Source organism: Methylocystis sp. NC52PC, assembly GCF_055698645.1.
Map to the genome: position 1 here is coordinate 3,508,947 of NZ_CP170127.1, position 20,432 is coordinate 3,529,378.

General features: G+C 65.6%; 21 protein-coding genes. 12 read left to right on the forward strand and 9 right to left on the reverse strand.

The window, feature by feature from the left end:
* Window positions 1–11: 11 nt before the first annotated feature.
* Entirely contained in the window at window positions 12–245 is a 234-nt protein-coding gene (locus ACETII_RS19220) for a hypothetical protein (RefSeq protein ID WP_472786606.1), read from the reverse strand.
* Between the two features lie 32 nt (window positions 246–277).
* Here ACETII_RS19220 and ACETII_RS19225 point away from each other — a divergent pair, with 32 nt between their 5' ends.
* Window positions 278–1,639 (forward strand): glycosyltransferase, encoded by a 1,362-nt coding sequence (locus tag ACETII_RS19225; RefSeq protein WP_472786607.1) that lies wholly within the window; start codon window positions 278–280, stop codon window positions 1,637–1,639.
* Window positions 1,640–1,689: 50 nt separating this feature from the next.
* On the opposite strand, the gene ACETII_RS19230 is transcribed toward ACETII_RS19225, so the two are convergent.
* The gene (locus ACETII_RS19230) at window positions 1,690–1,947 is read right to left on the reverse strand and encodes an EF-hand domain-containing protein (RefSeq protein WP_472786608.1); all 258 of its coding nucleotides are present in this window, start codon (window positions 1,945–1,947) and stop codon (window positions 1,690–1,692) included.
* 127 nt (window positions 1,948–2,074) lie between these two features.
* On the opposite strand from ACETII_RS19230, the gene ACETII_RS19235 reads away from it, so the two are divergent.
* The 6 genes from ACETII_RS19235 (at window position 2,075) to ACETII_RS19260 (ending at window position 8,868) form a co-directional block, all read left to right on the forward strand.
* Complete coding sequence (locus ACETII_RS19235; protein WP_363348669.1) at window positions 2,075–2,482, forward strand: DUF1622 domain-containing protein; 408 nt, start codon at window positions 2,075–2,077, stop codon at window positions 2,480–2,482.
* A gap of 176 nt (window positions 2,483–2,658) precedes the next feature.
* Window positions 2,659–3,183 carry a hypothetical protein gene (locus ACETII_RS19240; protein WP_363348671.1) on the forward strand — a complete coding sequence of 175 codons (525 nt, stop codon included), beginning with the start codon at window positions 2,659–2,661 and terminating at the stop codon, window positions 3,181–3,183.
* 264 nt (window positions 3,184–3,447) lie between these two features.
* Window positions 3,448–3,645, forward strand: coding sequence for a hypothetical protein (locus ACETII_RS19245; RefSeq protein WP_472786609.1), 198 nt, complete (start codon window positions 3,448–3,450; stop codon window positions 3,643–3,645).
* A gap of 188 nt (window positions 3,646–3,833) precedes the next feature.
* Window positions 3,834–7,289, forward strand: a complete 3,456-nt coding sequence (locus tag ACETII_RS19250) for an error-prone DNA polymerase (protein ID WP_472786610.1) — start codon at window positions 3,834–3,836, stop codon at window positions 7,287–7,289.
* Window positions 7,290–7,412: 123 nt separating this feature from the next.
* Window positions 7,413–7,895, forward strand: coding sequence for an SH3 domain-containing protein (locus ACETII_RS19255; protein ID WP_363348677.1), 483 nt, complete (start codon window positions 7,413–7,415; stop codon window positions 7,893–7,895).
* Between the two features lie 91 nt (window positions 7,896–7,986).
* Complete coding sequence (locus ACETII_RS19260; protein WP_363348679.1) at window positions 7,987–8,868, forward strand: MBL fold metallo-hydrolase; 882 nt, start codon at window positions 7,987–7,989, stop codon at window positions 8,866–8,868.
* A gap of 6 nt (window positions 8,869–8,874) precedes the next feature.
* Here the strand turns inward: ACETII_RS19260 and ACETII_RS19265 are convergent, their stop codons facing one another.
* From ACETII_RS19265 to ACETII_RS19285, 5 genes are all read right to left on the reverse strand, one after another.
* Window positions 8,875–9,204 carry an FtsB family cell division protein gene (locus tag ACETII_RS19265; protein ID WP_363348681.1) on the reverse strand — a complete coding sequence of 110 codons (330 nt, stop codon included), beginning with the start codon at window positions 9,202–9,204 and terminating at the stop codon, window positions 8,875–8,877.
* A gap of 44 nt (window positions 9,205–9,248) precedes the next feature.
* Window positions 9,249–9,941 carry a PopZ family protein gene (locus ACETII_RS19270; protein WP_363348683.1) on the reverse strand — a complete coding sequence of 231 codons (693 nt, stop codon included), beginning with the start codon at window positions 9,939–9,941 and terminating at the stop codon, window positions 9,249–9,251.
* Between the two features lie 138 nt (window positions 9,942–10,079).
* Window positions 10,080–11,540 carry a TolC family outer membrane protein gene (locus ACETII_RS19275; RefSeq protein WP_472786611.1) on the reverse strand — a complete coding sequence of 487 codons (1,461 nt, stop codon included), beginning with the start codon at window positions 11,538–11,540 and terminating at the stop codon, window positions 10,080–10,082.
* A 129-nt stretch (window positions 11,541–11,669) separates the two neighbouring features.
* Window positions 11,670–12,386 carry a protein-L-isoaspartate O-methyltransferase family protein gene (locus ACETII_RS19280; protein ID WP_472786612.1) on the reverse strand — a complete coding sequence of 239 codons (717 nt, stop codon included), beginning with the start codon at window positions 12,384–12,386 and terminating at the stop codon, window positions 11,670–11,672.
* A gap of 78 nt (window positions 12,387–12,464) precedes the next feature.
* Window positions 12,465–12,950 carry an RrF2 family transcriptional regulator gene (locus ACETII_RS19285; RefSeq protein WP_363348689.1) on the reverse strand — a complete coding sequence of 162 codons (486 nt, stop codon included), beginning with the start codon at window positions 12,948–12,950 and terminating at the stop codon, window positions 12,465–12,467.
* A gap of 273 nt (window positions 12,951–13,223) precedes the next feature.
* Here ACETII_RS19285 and ACETII_RS19290 point away from each other — a divergent pair, with 273 nt between their 5' ends.
* Together ACETII_RS19290 and cysK are read left to right on the forward strand one after the other, a co-directional pair.
* A complete protein-coding gene (locus ACETII_RS19290; protein ID WP_363348691.1) occupies window positions 13,224–14,027 on the forward strand; it encodes a sulfite exporter TauE/SafE family protein in 804 nt (267 codons plus the stop codon).
* An 18-nt stretch (window positions 14,028–14,045) separates the two neighbouring features.
* On the forward strand, window positions 14,046–15,026 hold the full coding sequence (gene cysK, locus ACETII_RS19295; protein ID WP_363348693.1) for a cysteine synthase A: 981 nt from the start codon (window positions 14,046–14,048) through the stop codon (window positions 15,024–15,026).
* Between the two features lie 123 nt (window positions 15,027–15,149).
* Here the strand turns inward: cysK and ACETII_RS19300 are convergent, their stop codons facing one another.
* Both ACETII_RS19300 and ACETII_RS19305 read right to left on the reverse strand, forming a co-directional pair.
* Complete coding sequence (locus ACETII_RS19300) at window positions 15,150–15,497, reverse strand: hypothetical protein (protein WP_363348695.1); 348 nt, start codon at window positions 15,495–15,497, stop codon at window positions 15,150–15,152.
* A gap of 43 nt (window positions 15,498–15,540) precedes the next feature.
* Complete coding sequence (locus tag ACETII_RS19305) at window positions 15,541–16,485, reverse strand: aspartate carbamoyltransferase catalytic subunit (protein WP_363348697.1); 945 nt, start codon at window positions 16,483–16,485, stop codon at window positions 15,541–15,543.
* 310 nt (window positions 16,486–16,795) lie between these two features.
* Between ACETII_RS19305 and nadA the strand changes: the two genes are divergently transcribed.
* The 3 genes from nadA to ACETII_RS19320 all read left to right on the forward strand — a co-directional run bounded on the left by nadA (window position 16,796) and on the right by ACETII_RS19320 (window position 20,242).
* Complete coding sequence (gene nadA, locus ACETII_RS19310; RefSeq protein WP_472786613.1) at window positions 16,796–17,869, forward strand: quinolinate synthase NadA; 1,074 nt, start codon at window positions 16,796–16,798, stop codon at window positions 17,867–17,869.
* Window positions 17,870–18,073: 204 nt separating this feature from the next.
* On the forward strand, window positions 18,074–18,694 hold the full coding sequence (locus tag ACETII_RS19315; protein ID WP_472786614.1) for a DUF4202 domain-containing protein: 621 nt from the start codon (window positions 18,074–18,076) through the stop codon (window positions 18,692–18,694).
* Window positions 18,695–18,697: 3 nt separating this feature from the next.
* Window positions 18,698–20,242, forward strand: coding sequence for an L-aspartate oxidase (locus ACETII_RS19320; protein ID WP_472786615.1), 1,545 nt, complete (start codon window positions 18,698–18,700; stop codon window positions 20,240–20,242).
* Window positions 20,243–20,432 lie beyond the last annotated feature (190 nt).

Consider the following 20,432-nt stretch of genomic DNA (forward strand, 5'->3'; position numbering starts at 1 on the left):
GGCGCTTTTTTTCATTTGATGAGGGTGACAAGCGGCTTCTGCAGCAACCCGTCCGAATGCAAACGCATTGATTTCGCTTCCAGGGCACAAACGCGAGTGAACTCACAAGCGCGATGCAACAACGCCCACTCCTCAAATTGACAAGCTAAAGCTAAGCCGTATAAAACGATCTTGCGGTCGCCGCGCGCCTTGATGGGCAGCGCCTGATTGGCTTGCAGCAGCAATCGACCTTTCGTGTCTGGCAATGCATCGTCGCTTTGGGAAAATCGCTCGAGAGATGAAAGGTGCCTTCGCCGACGAGGTGCGGGGGCAGCTCGAACGCGCCGTTCGTCGTGGCGATCGCGGCGCGCGCGGTCCTGCCTTGACGATCAAGGGACGGCCGTTCATCGCGCTGACGCTCGCGAAGAAGGTCCTGCGATCCATGGTCGGTCGCAAGCAGGAGCCCCGCCTGCCGCGACTCGTCGTGGTGAATACATTCAACTGCTGGCCGCCGCATGGCGGCGGACAAATCCGCATTCTCAATTTCTACAAGACGCTGAGCGAGCGCGCCGACATCACGCTCGTTTCCCTCGCGCCGTCGAGCTGCGCTTACAGAACGCTCGTCTTCAACGAGAACTTCCGCGAATTCGTCATTCCCGCGACGCGCAAGCAATATTCCTGGGAAGCGAAACTCCAGGAAGCGCTCGGCGTCTACGCAACCGACATCGCCGCGATCGACAATCTTTCACTCACGCCGGATTTCGCAACCGTGTTGCGTCTGGCGCTCCACGACGCCGACATTGCGGTGGCCGAGCATCCCTATTGTTTCCGCACGCTGCGGCAGGTGTGGAAAGGCCGCGTGATCTATCACGCGCATAATGTCGAATATGTCTTGAAGAGCGCCATTCTCCCCAAGACCGAGGCGGGCGACCGAGCCTTGGCCGCCGTCGCTTCCGTCGAAAAGGAATGTTGCGCCGCCGCCGATCGAATCTTTGCCGTCAGCAAGTCGGACGTCGACGCGCTGAACGAACTCTACGGCGCGCCCAAGGAGCGGATGTTCGTCGTGCCCAATGGCATGACGGTGTCCGACGCGCGCGACCTGTCGCATGTCGAGCGCGAGCAGAACAAGCGGGCGCTGGGATTGAGCGGCAGAGTCGCCGTCTATGTCGGCAGCATGCATCCGCCGAATGTGGAAGGCGCGCTCGCCCTCCTCGACATTGCGCGCAAATGCCCGAACTGGCTCATCGTCTTTGTCGGCTCGATGTGCGACTCGCCGCGCGTGCGGCAAGCGGCGCAACCGCAAAACACGCTGATGCTGGGATGCCTGTCGGAACAGGAACTCGACCGACTGCTGTGCGCCGCCGATCTCGGGCTCAATCCGATCGTCAGCGGATCGGGCTCCAACCTGAAAATGCTGACCTATATGAAAAGCCGCTTACCGACGTTGACGACGCCGATGGGCAACAGAGGCTATGAATTCGGCCGCGGCCAATGCTTCGTGGCGAATATCGAGGATTTTCCCTCCGAGCTCGACGCCATCGCCCGAATGGACGCGACCTCACTCAGCAGCATCGCCTCGAACGGCTATGAAGCGGCGGTCGCGCGGTTCCAATGGAAGGACATCGTGCAGCATGCGCTCTTGGAGTTCGAGGGAACCTAGCGCCGCGCGATGGGCTGGCGCGCAGCGTCACGACGCCGCGCGCCAGTTCGTTACATCATGGACGCCATGGCGGTCTTGATGTCGTCTATCGTGACATAGCCCTTGCCGGCGCGATCGATCTTGGCGAAATTGGCGTAGACGCGCGGCATGCCGGCCTTGGCTTCGTCCTTTGTGAGCTTGCCGTCGCCGTCCTTGTCGGCGGCGGCGAAACGGCTCTCCATCTGGGCGACGGATTGGGCCTGCGCCGCGCCGGCGCACAATAGGGTCATCGCAGTCACAAGCGCCGCGGCGCTGATCACTTGTTTCATTCCCTTGTCCTTGATTGTTAGCGCCCGCGACGGATTGCTGTAAGATCGCCCGGGCTTACACTTTAAGGTTGACCTTCGCACTGTTGCGCAAACTGGCTCACGCGTCAAAGGGACGGGTTTTTACCTCGTGGATCTTGCCGCTTTTCATCTGCCGAGCCGCGCCGAGATCAATCCGGCGCTGACGCAAATCTCGACGCTCATCGAGGCCTCCGGCGTGATGGCGATCGTCGTCGCCGCCATCGTTTCGACAATCGCCTTTCTGCAAGGCGGACTGACATCGGGCGACTGGCAGAGCGCGCTACGCCGCTATCGCGCCAATCTCGGCCGGGGCATTCTGCTGGGCCTGGAGCTTCTCGTCGCGGCGGACATCATCGGCACAGTGGCCGTGACGCCCTCGCTCGAAAATCTCGCCGTGCTTGGCCTGATCGTCGTGATTCGGACATTCCTGAGCTTCTCGCTCGAGGTGGAAATCGAGGGACGCTGGCCCTGGCGGCGCGAGGACGCGATGCGGGGGGACACGCGCCCGCAGTTGTAAACATTTCAAAAAACCATGCGTCCCCGGCGCCTTGCGCTGATGGCGCCTGACCGGTTAGATACGCCCGCCTCAAATCAATTCCGTCTCAGAATTGCTACGATCCAATAATATCCGTATTTGGATTGCAGGCTGAAAAGCCGGGGCATGAACAGAAACATTCTGGAGGAACGCATCGGATGGCGCGTATTGTTTCGATAATAGTGACGGCGCTCGTCGCCGGCGCGATTGGCTTTGGCGTCGGCGTCTATGTCGCGCCGAGCGAGGGCGTCGCCTCCCTCCGGGCGGCGATCGACAAGCTGACGGCGCCGAAGACCGAGGAGCCGGCCACGCCTGCCGAGTCCGCCGCGCCGGCTGAATCCGAAGCGCCGAAGGAGCCGGACGTCTCCGCCACGCCGCCGGCCGAGTCGGCGCCCGCCGCCGAGGCGCCTGCCGCTGAAACGCCGGCCGCCGCCGAGACTCCCGCCCCTGCGGCGTCCGAACCCGCGCCGGCCCCTGCCGCCGAAGCCCCCGCGCCTGCGGCCGAGCCCTTGCCGGCGACGGCTGCGCCCGCCGCTTCGGAGACGCCCGCTCCCGCGCCCGAGCCGGCCGCCGCCGAAGCGCCCAAGCCGAAGCCGAAGCCGAAGGCCAAACCGAAGCCGAAGCCGAAGCCCAAGGCTGCGCCGGCCGAGGCGGCCCCCGCCGAAGAGCCCGCGGGCCAATAACGGGACTAGACAAATTTGCGGCCGGCGTTTGAAAGACGCCGGCCGTTTTGTTTTTAAGCCCGAAGACGAAGCCCCTCATCCTGAGAGCCTGCGCAGCAGGCGTCTCGGAGGACGAGGGGCTCCTGTGTCTTTTTGATTGCCGATCGGCGACGGCCGCGGTCATCGAAACCTCATCGCAGCATCACAGAACCCTCATCTCCCCCTCACATGAGGCTGCTAGGAACGGCGCGCCGATGGGTCGATCGGCGCATCTAGGGGGATGTCATGTCGAAAGAGACCACCCATGCCGCCGGGGATGCGGCGGAAAAGAAAGACAGCAACACGGGCAAGCTCGTGGGCGGCGGAATCGCCGCGGTGATCGGCGCCGTCATCGGCGCCCTCCTGATCGGCGACTACGCCATTCTGCCGGCGGCGATCGTCGTCGGCCTGCTCGGCGCGGCGCTGGGCGCGGTCTTCGACTGAGTAATGGTCGAAGTTTTGAGAGCGTAAGCATTCAAGGACGCGTTTTAGCTAACAACCTTTGGCGCCCCTGAGGCGCCGCACTCTCAACGCCCCGCCACAAGCGGGGCGTTTTTTATCTCGGCGGCCCTGCTTGACCGGCTGGCGAATATGAGAACATTAGAAGAACAATTCTCTTCTCGCAGCTGACCGTGACGCCATCGCCCCGCTACGCCGAGCTTGCGGCGACTACCAATTTTTCCTTTCTCCGCGGCGCGTCGCATCCGGAGGAAATGACCGCGGCGGCGCTCGACCTCGGCCATTGCGGCGTCGGGATCGCCGATCGCAATTCGCTCGCGGGGGTGGTGCGCGCCTTCTCCTATTTGCGCGCGCATCGGGAGCGCGCCGGGGACTTCCGTCTCGCGGTGGGCGCGCGCCTCGTCTTTCGCGACGAAACGCCCGACATCCTCTGCTATCCGACAGATCGCGCCGCCTATGGCCGCCTGTGCCGGCTGCTGACGCGCGGCAATCTGCGCACGCAGAAGGGCGACTGCGCGCTCTACCTCGAGGATCTCATCGAATTTGGCGCGGGCCAGCATGTCGTCGTCATGGAGAATGGCGCGGAGAATGGCGCGCCGCCCCCTGCCCTTCTCGAGGCGCTGAAGGGCCGCGTCTGGCTCGCGGCGACGGCGCTTTACGGCCCACGCCCGCGCGCCCGCCTCCTGGGCCGCATCGCCCTGTCGGAGACGCTCGGCCTGCCGCTCGTCGCGGTCAATGACGCGCATATGCATCTCCCCGAGCGCCGCCCGCTCGCCGACGCTTTGACCTGCATCCGCGAGAAGACGACGCTGACCGACGCGGGCTTTCTGCTCGCCGCCAACGCCGAGCGTCATCTCAAAAGCGCGACGGAGATGGCGAGGCTTTTCCAGGATGCGCCGCAGGCCGTCGAGGAAAGCGCGCGCTTCGTCTCGGCGCTCGATTTCCGCCTGACCGATCTCGCTTACGAATATCCGAGCGAATTGCGCGAAGGCTTCGCGAGCGAACAGGAGGCGCTGGAGGCGCTCTCGCGCGAGGGCGCGAAACAGCGTTATCCGCAGGGCGTTCCCGACACGGTCTCCGCGCTGCTCGAGCGCGAGCTCGCGCTTGTCGCAGAACTTCGATACGCGGCTTATTTCCTCACCGTGCACGACATCATGCGTTTCGCGCGCAGCAAGGGCATTCTCGCCCAGGGGCGCGGTTCGGCGGCCAATTCCGTCGTCTGTTTTTGTCTCGGCGTCACCGAAGTCGATCCGACGAAGCATGATCTGCTGTTCGAACGCTTCGTTTCCGCCGCGCGCAACGAGCCGCCGGACATCGACGTCGATTTCGAGCACGAGCGGCGCGAGGAAGTGATCCAGTATATTTACGCGCGTTTCGGCCGCGAGCGTGCGGGGCTCGCCGCCGCTGTCACGACCTATCGCGGCAAGAGCGCGATCCGCGAAATCGGCAAGGCGTTCGGCCTCTCGACCGATCTCGTCGGACGCCTGTCGTCCGCCGCCTTCGGGCGCGGAGCCGAAGGCGGCGTGCGCGCCCATGACATTGCCCGTCTCGGCCTCGACGTCACGGAGCCGCGCTTCGCCAAGGCGCTGGCGCTGGCCGAGGAGATCGAGGGCTTTCCCCGCCATCTCACTCAGCATTCCGGCGGCTTCGTCATTACCCGCGACAGGCTCGACGAAGTCGTCCCCGTCGCGCCGGCCGCGATGGAGGGCCGCAGCACGATCGAATGGGACAAGGACGATCTCGACGCGCTCGGCCTGCTCAAGATCGACGTGCTGGCGCTCGGCATGCTCACCTGCCTGCGCAAGGGCCTCGACCTTCTGCAGGCGCACTATGGCGTCGCGCATCGCCTCTCGACGATCCCGGCGGAAGATCCCCGCGTCTACGCGATGATCTCGCGCGCCGACACGATCGGCGTCTTCCAGATCGAGAGCCGCGCGCAAATGTCGATGCTGCCGCGCTTGAAGCCGAAATGCTTCTACGACCTCGTCATCGAAGTGGCGATCGTGCGGCCCGGCCCCATCCAGGGCGACATGGTGCATCCCTATCTGCGCCGCCGCATGGGCAAGGAGGCCGTATCCTATCCTTCCAAGGAGCTCGAGCAGGTGCTGGGTCGAACCTATGGCGTGCCGCTGTTTCAGGAGCAGGCCATGCGCATCGCCATCGTCGCGGCGGACTTCACCCCTACCGAGGCGGACCAGCTTCGCCGCGCCATGGCGACCTTCAAGCGCGCGGGCCTCATCGGCGGCTTTCGCGACAAGATGATTTCGGGCATGGCGCGCAAGGGCTATGATCGCGACTTTGCCGAGCGCTGCTTCAGCCAGATCGAAGGCTTCGGCACTTATGGCTTTCCAGAAAGCCATGCGGCGTCTTTCGCGCTTCTCGTCTACGCCTCCGCCTGGCTGAAATGCCGCTATCCGGACGTCTTCGCCTGCGCGCTTTTGAACTCCCAGCCCATGGGCTTTTACGCGCCCGCCCAGATCGTGCGCGACGCCCGCGAGCACGGGATCGAGGCGCGCGCGACAGACATCAACGCCTCCGACTGGGAGGCGACGCTGGAGGCGACCCCCACCCCTAACCCCTCCCCGCAAGGGGGAGGGGGATCGGATGGCCATTATTGCAAGGGTTCAATCTCACACACATGGGCGCGATCCCCATCCCTCCCCTTTACGGGGAGGGTGGCCCCGCGAAGCGGGGTCGGGTGGGGCGCCCCAGATCAACAGGCGAGAGCGTCGACCCCCACCCCTAGCCCCTCCCCGCAAGGGGGAGGGGGATCAGAGCGTTCTTCTTGCCAGAGCCCCCGTCCAACCGCCCCGGAACCTCTGCCTCTCCACCCGCGTCACGCCGACATGGCGGGCGACATCCTCGGCGACCACGCCATCCGCCTGGGCTTCAGTCAGATCAAGGGCGTCTCGGAGGAAGACATGCGCCGCCTCGTCGCGCGGCGGGGCAAGGGCTATGATTCCGTGCGCGACGTCTGGCTGCGCGCCGAACTGTCGCCGGCGACGCTGATGCGACTCGCCGAGGCGGACGTCTTCGCCTCGCTCGGCCTCTCCCGTCGCGATGCGCTGTGGGCGGCGGCCGGGCTGAACCGCGCCGGCGACAGAGACGATCTGCCGCTGCTGCGCAGCCTCTCCTTCGCGCCGCTGGAGCCCGACGCTCATTTGCCGCCCATGCCGCCCGGCGAAGAAATCGTCGAGGATTACCGCTTCCTCTCCCTCTCGCTCAAAGGTCATCCGGTCGCTTTTCTGCGGTCCCGGCTCGAGGCGCGCGGCGCCCTGCCCTGCGCAGCGCTGGACCGCTTTCCAGACGGCGCGGGACGGCGCGTGACGGTCGCCGGGATCGTCCTGCTGCGGCAAAGACCGGGCACGGCCAAGGGCGTTGTCTTCATGACGATCGAGGACGAGACGGGACAGGCCAATATCATCGTCTGGCCGAAACTCCTCGAACGCCAGCGCGCTGAGATCATCGGCGCCCGCTTCGTCGCCATCGCGGGCAGGCTGCAGAAGGAATCAGGGGTCATCCATGTCGTCGCCGAGCGCGTCGACGATCTCTCCGCCGATCTGCGCCTGCTGGAAAGCATGCGCGTCGCGAAGGGCGAAGCGATGCCGAAGGCCCGCAACTTTCACTAGGGATTGCGTTGCCGTGAATTTACCACGAAGGTGGGCGCGGGCCGCTCGGGCGGAACCATTGCTGTCCCGCGCCGTTTACCTGCGGCTCATCGCCAATGAGAAAAAATTAAGGGGAGCAAATACATGCGCAAATCTGTTTTCGGTCTGGCTTTTCTGTCGGCCGCTCTTGCCGCCGCTGCGGCGCTGGCCGCGCCCGTCACTAGCCCCGCGAATGTGCGCTTGGGCCCCAGCCCGAAATTGCCGGTCATCGCGACCATTCCAGCCGGCGCCGATGTGCAGGTGCTGGATTGCGGCGGCGGCTGGCGGCGCGACTGGTGCAAGGTCGCCTATGGTAAGGTGAAAGGCTATGTCGCCGCCGGCGTGCTCGCGCCCTCGGGCAATGACGTCGTCGTCGCGCCGGTGGTGACCACTGAGCTCGCGAATCTTTACAAGGGACCGGGCGTCAAATGGGCCGTGATCGGCCCTGTGCCGGGCGGCTCCACGGTGAACAAGGGCGCCTGCGTCCCCGGTTGGCAGGCTCGCTGGTGCATCGTGAATTACAACGGCCAGGTCGGCTATATGATGGAGAACCTTCTCGAGCGCCAAGGCGCCCTCTTCCCCATGTAAGCCACGCGGCGCGGGCGGCCCTCGCCCGCGCCTCCTTTGAAATGCGGCGCGAAGTTTCTATCTTCGCCTTTCCGTTGGGCGGAGGACAGGAATGAACGCGCCGTTTATGCACGCCGCAGAGCGCGTCTCCCCCCTGGTGCGCCGCGTGACCGCGCCCAACGCCGGGCCTTTCACCTATACGGGCACCTGCAGCTACATTGTCGGCGCGGGCGACGTCGCCCTCATTGATCCCGGTCCCAATGATCCGCGTCACGTTGCGGCGCTGCTCGACGCCTTACGAGGCGAGCGGCTGCGCTACATCCTCGTGACCCATACGCATCGCGACCACTCGCCCGCCGCGCGACCTCTGAAGGAGGCGACCGGCGCCATCATCGCAGGTTGCGCCCCCTATGCGCCGCCTCCCGACATCGGCGTGACTGGTCCCGGTCTCGACGCCTCGCACGACACGGCCTATGCGCCCGACGTGACTTTGAAGGAAGGCCATCGTCTGGATCTCGGCGGGGCGACGGTCGAAGCTCTCGAGACGCCTGGCCACACGACGAACCATCTCTGTTTCGCCCTGCGCGACGAGAAGGCGCTATTCACGGGCGATCACGTCATGGGATGGTCGACCACGGTGATCGCGCCGCCGGACGGCTCGATGACGGACTACATGGCGTCAGTTGAACGAATGCGCCAGCGCGACGACGCGATCTATTGGCCCGGCCATGGCGATCCGGTGCCGGAGCCGCAGCGCTATCTGCGCGCCCTGCAGCATCATCGCCGCGCCCGCGAGGCGGCCATTCTTCAGCGCCTCGACGCCGGCGACGACACGGTCCCCGCGATGGTGGCGCGTATTTACGAAAGCGTGGACAAGCGGCTGCACGGCGCTGCGGCCATGACGGTCTTCGCCCATTTGGAAGACCTCGTCCTGCGCGGCCTCGTGGAGAGCGACGGCCCGCCCTCTCTCGCAGCGCGCTATGCGCGGAAGTGACGGGCCTTAGCGCTCGCCATCCTGCGGCAGCAGGATCACCACGTCATTCTTGTGCACGCGGCCGAGACGCTTGCGCGTCTCTTCTTCGAGGACGTCGGCGTCGATCTTCTCGCCCTTGATCAAAGCAATGCGCGCTTCCCACTGCATGCGCTCGAACCGTAAGAGGTCGCGCTCCTGCCGGAGTTGCGCAAGCTTCTGCTCATATTCCTCGCCGGTCTTGAGCCCGCGCTGCCCGTTGACGCCGTGCCAGACGAAATAAGAGGCCACCGTCCCCGCCACGCAATAGAGCAGGACGGGGAGCACCAGCGAGCGAAGGAAGAGACGGAATCTCAACATGAGAATTACGTTAACGCCAACTTGTATAGCGAGCGTTAACGACCTTACCGCCTGCCGCCCCGCGCGACGCGCTCGATTTCCGCGCGCACCAGCCGCTCGACAATCACGGGCAGGTTATCGTCGAGCCATTGCTTGAGCATGGGACGCATCATCTCCTGCGCATATTGCTGCAACAGGCCGCTGTCGTTGAGAAACATGCTCGCCGTGAGCGCCTGGAAGTGCGAGGCGACCGATGACGCCGTGTCGTCCGAAACCAGCGTATCCTGCGCGGGCTCGTCGTCAGCCGCCTCGTCCGCCGTCTCGTGCGCCGTCTCGAGCGTATCCAGATCAATGTCCGGCTCGTCGGTCTCTTCCGGCGCCTGCGCCTCGTCGGCGTCCAAGGCAGGCGGCGGCGCGGCGCGATGCAGGCGGAGCTGTCGTATTTCGACGACGGCCGCGGGCGGCGGCGCGGGTTCCTCCGCAGCAGCCGCCGAGGCGGCGTTCTCAGCGTCGACTGCCGGCGCGGCGTCGAGCGCGGGCGCGGGATAGGCGTTCTGCACGGCGGGCCCAGACGCTTCGGCTTCAGCCTCGGTTGCGAGACGCTGGCGCGTCTCACGTTCGCGGCGACCGAGCGGCGCGACCTGATCGTCGGAGATGATGCGCCGGATCGAGGCGAGAATTTCCTCCATCGACGGCTCGTGCGCGCGCATCTCGTCCTGGAGAGAAGGCGACGGTGCGGACGCGTTCGCTGCGCTCATGGCGTGCTTTCCAAAATGCTTCGCGTCTCGCTGCGACGCGACAGGCCTTGACGATGTGTGACGGCGCAGCCGATGCGAATCAACTCGTTGCTAAGGAATTCCACACCTTTCGCGGCGCGCTGTCACCCTTGGAACGCGTTATCGCCCGTCCGGCGTATCGACGCCGATCCATTTGGTCTTGACCTGCTCGTAATGGATGCTCGGGTCGTAGAGCGCCACATCGAGTTGCAGTTCCTGCGCCGAGAGGCGGCCAATGGAGCCCAGCACGGCGTAGGAGGCGACGACCCGGTCGCGCTGCGAGATCACCAGGCTGACGCGCGCATTGAGCAGCGCCTGTTGCGCGTTGAGCACGTCGAGCGTCGTGCGCTGACCGACCTTCGCCTCTTCGCGGACGCCGGCGAGCGCGGTCTCCGCCGCCTTCACCGCCGCCTGTCCGGAAATGATCGAGGCTTTTGCGGTTTCGAGCAGTCCGTAGCTCGACACGACGCTCGCCCGCACGCTGTCGCGCTGCAGATCGGCGTTGAGCCGGGCCTGCCCCAATTGCTCCTTCGCCTGGCGAATTGAAGCGTATTCGGCGCCGCCCTGGTAAAGCGGCACATTGAGCTGGCCATAAGCCTGCGCGGTGAACTGGCGCGTTCCCGGAAGACCGAGGAAGGAGTCCCATTGCTGAGAAACCTGGGCGTTGACCGCCACCGTCGGCGCCAAAGCGCTCTCTTGAACCTTGACGGCGAGCTCGGCGGCGTCGACCTGATGCAACGCCGACACGACGCCCGGATGCTCGACGAGCGCGACCTCGATCATCTCGTTGAGAGACCTCGGCAGCAGAGGCTCGAGAGAGCGGCCGGGCTCCAGATTTCTGGGCTCGTCGCCGATGATTTGGCGGTAATTGGCGATGCTGTTCTTGAGCTGCGCCTGCGCGGCGTAAAGATCGGAGCGCGCCTGCGCGACGGAGGCCTCCGCCTGCGCCACGTCGGTGCGAGTCACCTCGCCCACCTGAAACCGGTCCTGCGTCTGCTTGAGCTGCTGCTCGAGGACGGAAATGTTGTTCTTGCGCAGATTAACGACCGCCGTGTCGCGCAGCACGTTCATATAGGCGGTCGCGCCGTTTTGCAGGATCGCCTGCTCAGTCAGCCGCATGGTCGCGCGCGCCGCGAAAACGCTCGACTCCGCCTGTCTGACGGAGTTCGTCGTGCGGCCGGCGTCGAAGACATTTTGCGACATGTTCAGCGTCGCGCCGCGCGGATAGCCAGTATATTCCTGACTGAAAAACTGCCGCTGTCCGGCGCCGCCGGCGCTTTGCCCGCCGCCAAAAGAGGGGAAGCGCAGGTTGCCGTGCAGCGGGCCAGCCTGGGCCTGGATATTCGCCTTTGGACGCATGCCGGAGAGCGCCTTGGGCATGTCCTCGTCGCGAACGCGGACCGCGGCGCGGCTCTGGTTGAGGTCGGGATTGCCGGCGTAGGCCCGCGCCAAGGCGGAGAGAAGCGTTTCTGCGCGCGCCGGGCTCGAGAGGGCGGACAGCAGCGCCGCCATAGCGATTGCCCTGCGCGCAATGGATCTGAGGCGGGCCGCCTGCGGCTGGCTCATCGCCGCGCTGTCCATTCCTGCCTTCCCCTCAAACTGTTCGGCGGAACGCCGAAGACACGACAAGCCGACCGCCGCGCGAACGACGATTCGCGACGATACGCGGCACGGGAAACGCTAAAAACGCGATGGGGCGAAACAGCGGCGTCAGAAGCTGAAGCCGGGCGCTTTCGCGAAACCTTCCAGGGTTGGCGCGTTGACGCTCAGCAGCGACACGCGACCGGCGGCCTGGCCGCCCTGGCGCTCGAAGCGCACGACATGCTGACCCGCGCCAGCCTCGGGCGTTACGATCGCCAACAGTCGGCCGTTCGGGGTGAGTTGCGCAAAGAGCGTCTCGAGCCCGGCCTCGACACCGCCCTCGACATAGATCAGGTCGAAGGGCGCCGCCGCGGGAAAGCCCTGCTCCATCGGTCCGGCCTCGACCCGGACGTTGGCGACGCCGATCGCCGCAAGCCCGTGAGCGGCGCGCTCAGCAAGTTCCGGATCGCTGTCCAGCGACACGACTTCGCCGACGAGGCCAGAGAGAATCGCCGCGGAATAGCCGCCGCCGCCAATTGCGAGGACCTTCTCGCCCGGACGCGGGGCGCCGCCCTGGAGCATGCGCGCCAGCACCAGCGGCGGCAACAACGTGCGGCGACGGCCGGCTGCGCCCGTCACTGTCACGGCGAGGTCCGAATAGGCGACCGAGGACTGGCTCGACGGCAGAAACAACTCGCGCGGCACGTTGAGAAACCGTTCGAGCAGCGGCACGTCCGTCAGGTCGAAGGGACGCAGCTGGCGTTCGACCATGGTGCGTCGCAACTCGGCCGCCGCAAGCCCCTGCTCCGCATTGCGACGAACCGTCGCCACCGCTGCTTCCGACATTCGCTTCCCGGCGTTCGCCGGCCTCTTTTACCGCAGATTCGCCGGCTCGCCGCCGGCGATGGCTTTATAGGTTCAGGCTCAGGCCATGTCCATGGCCGCTGAACCGGCGGCCTTCTTACGCTTCCGTTCAAGGAGGGTCAGACCAGCCTCGCCGAGCGCCCGCATCTGGTCGAGAGTCGTGTTGTCGAGCACGCGGGCGATGGCGTCGCGCGCCTCCAGCATCACGAGGCGCACCGCGCAGTGCGTCTCGTCGACGCAGTCGTCGCATCGGCGATATAGCCTGCGGCTCGCGCACTGAATTGGGGCCAGTGGACCGTCGAGCGCGCGCACGAGATTGCCGACGGCGATCTCCCCCGGCGCCCTGGCCAGCATGTAGCCGCCGCCCTTGCCTTTCTTGGAGTGAACGAAGCCAGCGTTGCGCAATTCGCTCAGAATCGCGTCGAGAAATTTCTTGGGGATCTGGTTTTCCGACGCAATGTCGGCGACGAGCGCGGTCTGGCCGGGCTCGACGCCGGCGAGATAGACCATCGCCTTGAGCCCGTATTTGGCTTTTTTCGTGAGCATTCGACAGCTTACCACAGATTCGGCCGCCGTGCGCGAACAGCCGGACGAGTTGGACGTTACTCAGGTCGGGACCCTGCTGTCGTGACTTAATCACACATTCGATCTTTTTAATATATGGCCACGCCCTTGACGGCCTGGTTTTCCGGTAGCTTATTAGTTTAGTAGATTGAGGGATTGACTGGCTCCCGCTTTTGCGCCACTTATTCGACAGTGCTGATATGTGCCTCGTACTAATGCACATATAGAGAGCGTGAATAAGCAGGAGCCCGTTCCATGTTCGCCTTCGCCGATGCGCTCCACGCGTTCAATCCCCTCTATTCGGTGTCGGGCTTCGTGGTTGGAACCCTGGTTGGCTTCACGGGGGTCGGCGGCGGATCGCTGATGACGCCGATCCTGGTGTTGCTGTTCGGCGTCGCGCCGACGACGGCGGTGGGCACTGATCTGCTCTACGCCGCCATCACCAAGAGCAATGGCACGCTCGTCCACGGATTGAACGGGACCGTCGACTGGCGGATCACCCGGCGCCTGGCCTGCGGCTCGCTGCCCGCAACGATCGTCACGCTCATTACCCTCGCCTGGCTCGGCAAGACCGCGGGGCATGCGGCGAATGGGCTCATCACCTCGGCGCTCGGCTTTGCGCTGCTGCTCACCGCCGGAGCCATCCTCTTCCGCCGCTGGATTTTAGACTACATCGCCCACCACCTCGACAATCTCACCGACCGCCGCGTCGCCGGGCTGACGATGGCGCTCGGCGCGTTTCTGGGCGTGCTCGTGTCGGTCTCCTCCGTGGGCGCCGGCGCGCTCGGCATGACCGTCCTTCTTGCGCTCTATCCGCGCACGCCGACGGTGCGTCTCGTCGGATCGGACATTGCGCACGCCGTGCCATTGACCTTCGTCGCCGGCTTCGGGCATTGGCTTCTTGGCGGCGTGGACTGGCTGTTGCTTTTCTCGCTGCTCGTCGGCTCCCTGCCCGGCATCGCCATCGGGAGTCATCTCGCCGCCCGCGTGCCGGACCATTATCTGAGGCCGGTGCTGGCGACGATGATGGCGGCGGTCGGCGTCAAGCTGTCGATCTAGTTTTTCTCGGAGCAGGACATGTCGAACGACAAGCCTTTCACGCCGCCCGCCAAGCCGGGCCGCGGCCGCATCTATGATTCGATTACCCAAACCATTGGCGATACGCCGCTTGTGCGGCTCGACCGCCTGGCCAAGCAAAAGGGCGTCAAAGCCAATCTCCTCGCCAAGCTCGAGTTTTTCAACCCGATCGCCAGCGTCAAGGACCGCATCGGCGTCGCCATGATCGACGCGCTGGAGAAGGCCGGCAAGATCACCCCCGGCCAGTCCGTGCTGATCGAACCGACCTCCGGCAACACCGGCATTGCGCTCGCTTTCGTGGCGGCGGCGCGCGGCTACCGGCTCATCCTCGTCATGCCCGAGTCGATGTCGATCGAGCGGCGCAAGATGCTGGCGCTTCTGGGCGCCGAACTCGTGCTGACGCCGGCGGCGCAGGGCATGAAGGGCGCGCTCGCCAAGGCCTCCGAACTCCTCGCCGAGACGCCCGGCGCGGTAATTCCGCAGCAGTTCGAAAATCCCGCCAATCCCGAAATCCACCGCGTCACCACGGCCGAGGAAATCTGGAACGACGCCAACGGCCATGTCGATTATTTCGTTTCGGGAGTCGGCACGGGCGGCACCATCACCGGCGTCGGTCAGGTGCTGAAACAGCGTAACCCGTCGCTGCGCGTCGTGGCGGTGGAGCCCGAGGATTCGGCCGTGCTGTCCGGGCGGCCGCCGGGACCGCACAAGATTCAGGGCATCGGCGCCGGCTTCGTGCCGCCGATCCTCGATCGCGGCGTCATCGACGAGATCGTGACGATCGGCAATCAGACGGCTTTCGAAGCGGCGCGGCTCCTCGCCCGCGTCGAAGGCATTCCGGTCGGCATTTCCTCCGGCGCCGCCGTGGCCGCCGCGCTGGAAATCGCCAACCGGCCCGAGGCCGAAGGCAAGAACATCGTGCTGATCATTCCGTCCTTCGCCGAGCGCTATCTGTCGACCGCGCTGTTCGAAGGGCTTTGATAAAGGCCGCCTGGGACCCGCGCGCTCACGCCCCTCGTGCTGCGAGACGCCGCCTTCGGCGGCGCCTCGGCATGAGGGGCTTTTGCACCAGCGTGCGTCCTTGAAGGAAGAGGCCGCCTCGGATTACTTCTTGGATTCCGCCGCAGCGAAGCCCTTGTCGCGCAGATAATGGCGGCCATAGGCGCCGGCGACATAGCCGACCGCGCAGATCACGAAATAGACGACGATCAGAAAGCCGCCGCGCTGATTGGCGTTGTGGGCCTTCTCCAGCAGGCTGGTCAGCGCGCTTTGATCCATAAACTTGTCCGAGACGACGCCGCAGCCCACCGCCAGCAACGGCACCCACCAGGACGGCAGCCTGAACCATCCGAGCGCCACCGCCGCCGCGAAGGCGACGAGGCCGAAAAGTTGGACAAACTGGAGAAAGATTGACTGCGACACGAGCCCGATGAAACGGAGCAGTTTGAGCATTTCGCACCCCTTTTGAGGTCCTTAGACCGGTTTTGGCGCGATCTTACACATTCGGGAGGTGCTGCGCGAGAGCCTCCAGAACGGCCATGCGGACGGCCACGCCCATCTCCACCTGCTCGCGGATCAGCGAGCGCGAGCTGTCCGCCACGGCGGAATCGATTTCGACGCCTCGGTTCATCGGACCGGGATGCATCACCAGGGCGCCCGGCGCCGCATAGGAGAGCTTTTCCTCGTCGAGCCCATAGAAGTGGAAATATTCCCGCGCGCTCGGCGTGAGCGCGCCCGACATGCGCTCGCGCTGCAAGCGCAGCATCATGACGATGTCGGCGCCGGCGAGGCCGCTGCGCATATCATGATGCACCTCGACCCCGAGCCGGCCGAGGCTGTCCGGCGCCAGCGTCGACGGGCCCACGACGCGCAGCCGTGCGCCCAGCGCCGACAGCAGCAGAATATTCGAGCGCGCGACGCGGGAGTGCAGAATGTCGCCGCAGATTGCGACAACGAGCCCCTCGATGCGCCCCATGTTGCGGCGGATCGTCAAAGCGTCGAGCAGCGCCTGGGTCGGATGCTCATGGGCGCCGTCGCCGGCGTTCACCACCGAGCAATCGACCTTGCGCGCCAGAAGGTGGGCGGCCCCCGCCTGAGCATGGCGGACGACGATGATGTCCGGCCGCATGGCGTTGAGCGTCATCGCCGTATCGAGCAGCGTCTCGCCCTTGGATTCGGAGGAGCGCGCCACCGACATGTTCATGACGTCGGCGCCGAGCCGCTTGCCCGCGATCTCGAAGGAGGCCTGGGTGCGGGTCGAGGGCTCGTAGAACAGATTGATTTGCGTGCGCCCGCGCAGATTCGAGCGCTTCTTCTCAACCTGCCGCGAGACCTCGACCGCCTGCTCGGCCATGTCGAGCAGCGTCTCTATGTCCGGGCGCTTGAGCCCTTCGATGCCGAGGAGATGGCGGTGCGGAAAGGTTCTGGCGTCGGCCTGCATGGCGACGTCTATAGCAGTTTTGTCATGGGCCGCGACCTGCGGGGGGAAGAAATCTCCGCTTCGCCGCGCCAGACCTCGCGCGCGAGGCCGGGCACGACGGTTGCATCGTCGCGACCCGCGACCCGCGCCTTGATTTATACTCTATCCGAGCATATCTGGGCGTGAAGCCGGGGTTGCAGGCGCCGTCGCCTGTCATTAAGCTTCGGCTAATGGGAGCTCCGGGCGGCCGCCGCCTCGGGGTTTTTGTAGGACCCTCTTATACTCAGAATGAGCATAAGAGACCGAGAAGGACAAGAAGGGCACGGGAGCCATGACCTTCCCTACCGCCGAACTCGAACTTCCGCGCGCGCGGGAATGTGCGCCACAGCGCCGCTTTCCCACGCTGCCCCGCCCGAATCTCGACTGGACGCCGGAAGTCGAGGCCGCGACCGCACATCTTTATGAGCGCGTCGCCAAGGTCATCCCGCCGGTCGAGTGGCCGTTCCACGCCCCTTATGTGAAGGCGATCAACGACCTCAAAAAGGCGCGCAACGCTGTGATCCTCGCGCATAATTACCAGACGCCGGAAATCTATCACTGCGTTTCGGACTATATCGGCGACAGCCTCCAGCTCGCCAAGCTCGCGTCTCAGTCCGACGCCGACGTCATCGTGCAGGGCGGCGTCTACTTCATGGCCGAGACGTCGAAGATCCTCAATCCAGAGAAGACCGTCCTGATTCCCGACGCGGAAGCCGGCTGCTCGCTCGCCGCGTCGATTACGGCCGCCGACATTCGCGCGTTGCGCCGCGAATATCCCGGCGTGCCGATCGTGGCTTACGTGAATACTTCCGCCGAGGTGAAGGCGGAGGTCGACATCTGCTGCACGTCGTCCAATGCGGTGAAGGTCGTCGAGAGCCTCGGCGTCGACCGCGTCATCATGGTTCCCGACCGCTTCCTGGCGCAGAACGTCGCCGCGCAGACCAAGGTGAAGGTGATCGCCTGGCATGGGGCCTGCGAGGTTCACGAACTTTTCACGGCGGAGGAAATTCTCGGTTTCAAGGCGGATCACCCCGGGTTGAAGGTGATCGCCCATCCTGAATGCCCGCGCGAGGTCGTGGAGGTTTCGGACTTCTCCGGCTCGACCGCGGCGATGATCGACTATGTGCGCAACACCAAGCCTGCGCGCGTGATGCTCGTCACCGAATGCTCCATGGCGGACAATATCGCGGCGGAGACGACGGGCACGCAATTCGTGCGGCCCTGCAATTTCTGCCCGCATATGAAGCTTATCACTCTGCCGAAGATCCTGGACGCCTTGCTGCAGATTCGCGAGGAAGTGATCGTCGATCCGGCGACGGCGGCGCGCGCAAGGCGGAGCGTGCAGCGGATGATCGATCTGGGGTGAATGCCCCTTTCGTCCCTCCCCCGCCAGAGGACGTCTACAAAGACGCCTCAGTTTGTTGACAAACCTGCGAGGCGGCCTCGTCCTTCTAGACGCGCGCGTCGCGCGCTCCTCAGATGAGGCCGAAGTGATCCAGGCAGACGCCTCTTCCCGCGAAAGCGGGGGGAGGGTTGGGGAGGGGATAAAAAAGACATGCCATCTAAAGACATGCCATCTCTCGTAGCCACCCTCGCCGAAATCGACGCCGCCAACGCCGAGGATCTCCGCAAGGTCGATGGCGAAGCCTTCGAGACCCTCTACGCCGAGCGCATGAGCGCGCGTCTCGCGGCGATCTATCCCGAGGCCTCCGATCTTTTGAAGATCGCCGCCCGGGCGCAGCATCTGCGCCGTTGGGAGATCCCACGCGCCGACTATCCCGAGGGACGCAAAGGCTACAACGACTGGCGGCGCGCCTGCCGCGCTCATCACGCCCGTCTCGCCGGGGACATCATGCGCGCCCATGGCTACGACGAGGCGGCGATCGCCCATGTCGGCGCGCTGATCCGCAAGGAGCAGCTGAAGAAAGACAAGGAGTCGCAGGCCTTGGAGAATGTCGCCGCGGTGGTCTTCCTGGAACATTACTTCGAGGACTTTCTCGCCAAATACGACGGCTATGACGACGAGAAGATCGTCGACATTCTCGGCAAGACCCTGTGCAAAATGTCGCCCAAGGGTCATGCGGCGGCGCTCGCTTTGCCCCTGCCCGACCGCGCCCGCGCGCTCGTCTCGGCCGCCGTGGCGCGGGAGTCGGCGGCGCTCGAGCGACTCGCCGCCGTCTCGCTCGATTAGCCGATGCCGGGAACGCTTCCTCCTATCGTCATTGTCGGCGGCGGCCTCGCGGGCGTCTTCTGCGCGCTGAAGCTGGCGCCGCGCCCGGTGGCCATTCTGGCGCCAACGCCCGTCGGTTCGAGCGGCTCCTCCTATTGGGCGCAGGGCGGCATTGCGGCGGCGGTGGAGGAAGGCGATACGCCGGAGCGGCACGCCGACGACACCGTCGCGGCGGGCGCGGGGATCGTCGATCGGGAGGTCGCGCTCGGCATGGCGCGAGAGGCGCGCGACCGCGTCGAGGATCTCGCCGCGATGGGCGCGCCCTTCGACCGGCGCGACGGCGGCGCCTTCGCGCCCTCGCGCGAGGCCGCGCATTCGCACCGGCGCATCGTGCGGGTCATGGGCGACGCCGCCGGCCGCGCCATCATGGAGACGCTGGAGCGGGAGGTCGCGCGGACCCGTTCCGTCACTGTGGTCGACGGCTACTCGGCGCAGCAGATCATCATGCGCGGCCAGCGCGTCGTCGGCGTACGCGCTCGCCACGCCTCCGGCCGCCTCTGTGATATCCCCTGCTCGGCGCTGGTGCTGGCGACCGGCGGCGTCGGCCACTTGTATCGGCTCACCACCAATCCGGTCGAGGCGCGCGGCGTCGGCGTCGCCATGGCGGCGCGCGCCGGCGCGATTATCGCCGACGCGGAGTTCGTGCAGTTTCACCCGACCGCCATCGACATCGACGCCGACCCGGCGCCGCTCGCGACCGAGGCGCTGCGCGGCGAAGGCGCGACCATCGTGGATCGCGACGGGCGGCGTTTCCTGCTCGACGTCGATCCCGCGGGGGAGTTGGCGCCGCGCGACATTGTCGCCCGCGGCGTCTTTGCGAGCATCAAGGCCGGGCATGGCGCTTTCCTCGATGCGCGCGCCGCCGTAGGCGCTGAATTCCCCAGCCGCTTTCCGACGGTTTACGGAAGCTGCAGGGCGGCGGGCATCGACCCCGTGACTGAGCCCATCCCCATCGCGCCGGCGGCGCATTATCACATGGGCGGCGTCTGGACGGACCGGCGCGGGCGCACGAGTCTCGACGGCCTCTGGGCGATCGGCGAAGTCGCCTCGACGGGCGTGCATGGCGCGAACCGCCTCGCCTCCAATTCATTGCTGGAGGCGATTGTCTTCGGCGCGCGCGCCGCGGCCGACATCGCCGCAGCGCCGCTGCCCGACGTCGATTTGCGCATCGCCGCGGATCGATCCGAGTCGCCCATTCACGACCGGGACTTCGCCGTGGTGGAGGAACTGCGCGACCTGATGTCCGCAAATGTCGGCGTCATCCGCGACGCCGCCGGTCTCGCCGGCGCGCTGAAAGCGATAAGGCGTCTCTCCGGGCGCACCAGCGACATCGAAATTTCCAACATGCTGACGACCGCGCTGCTGATCGCAGCCTCCGCCTTCGCGCGGCCCGAGAGCAGAGGCGCGCAGTTTCGCACCGACTTCCCGCACGCCAATCCCGCCCTGGCGCATCGCTCGCGGCTGACGCTGGCGGACGCCTTGCGCATCGCGGACGAGGCAGGCGCGTGAAAAGCCGGCGGCGCGAACCAATTCCCTCCCCTTCACGGGGAGGGTGGGCCCGCGAAGCGGGGTCGGGTGGGGTAAGGCTGCATGGGCAAACAAAGATTGTCGACCCCCACCCCTAGCCCTTCCCCGCAAGGGGGCGGGACAGAGCGCCATCTGGGTGCAATCCAAATCCCTCCCCTTCACGGGGAGGGTG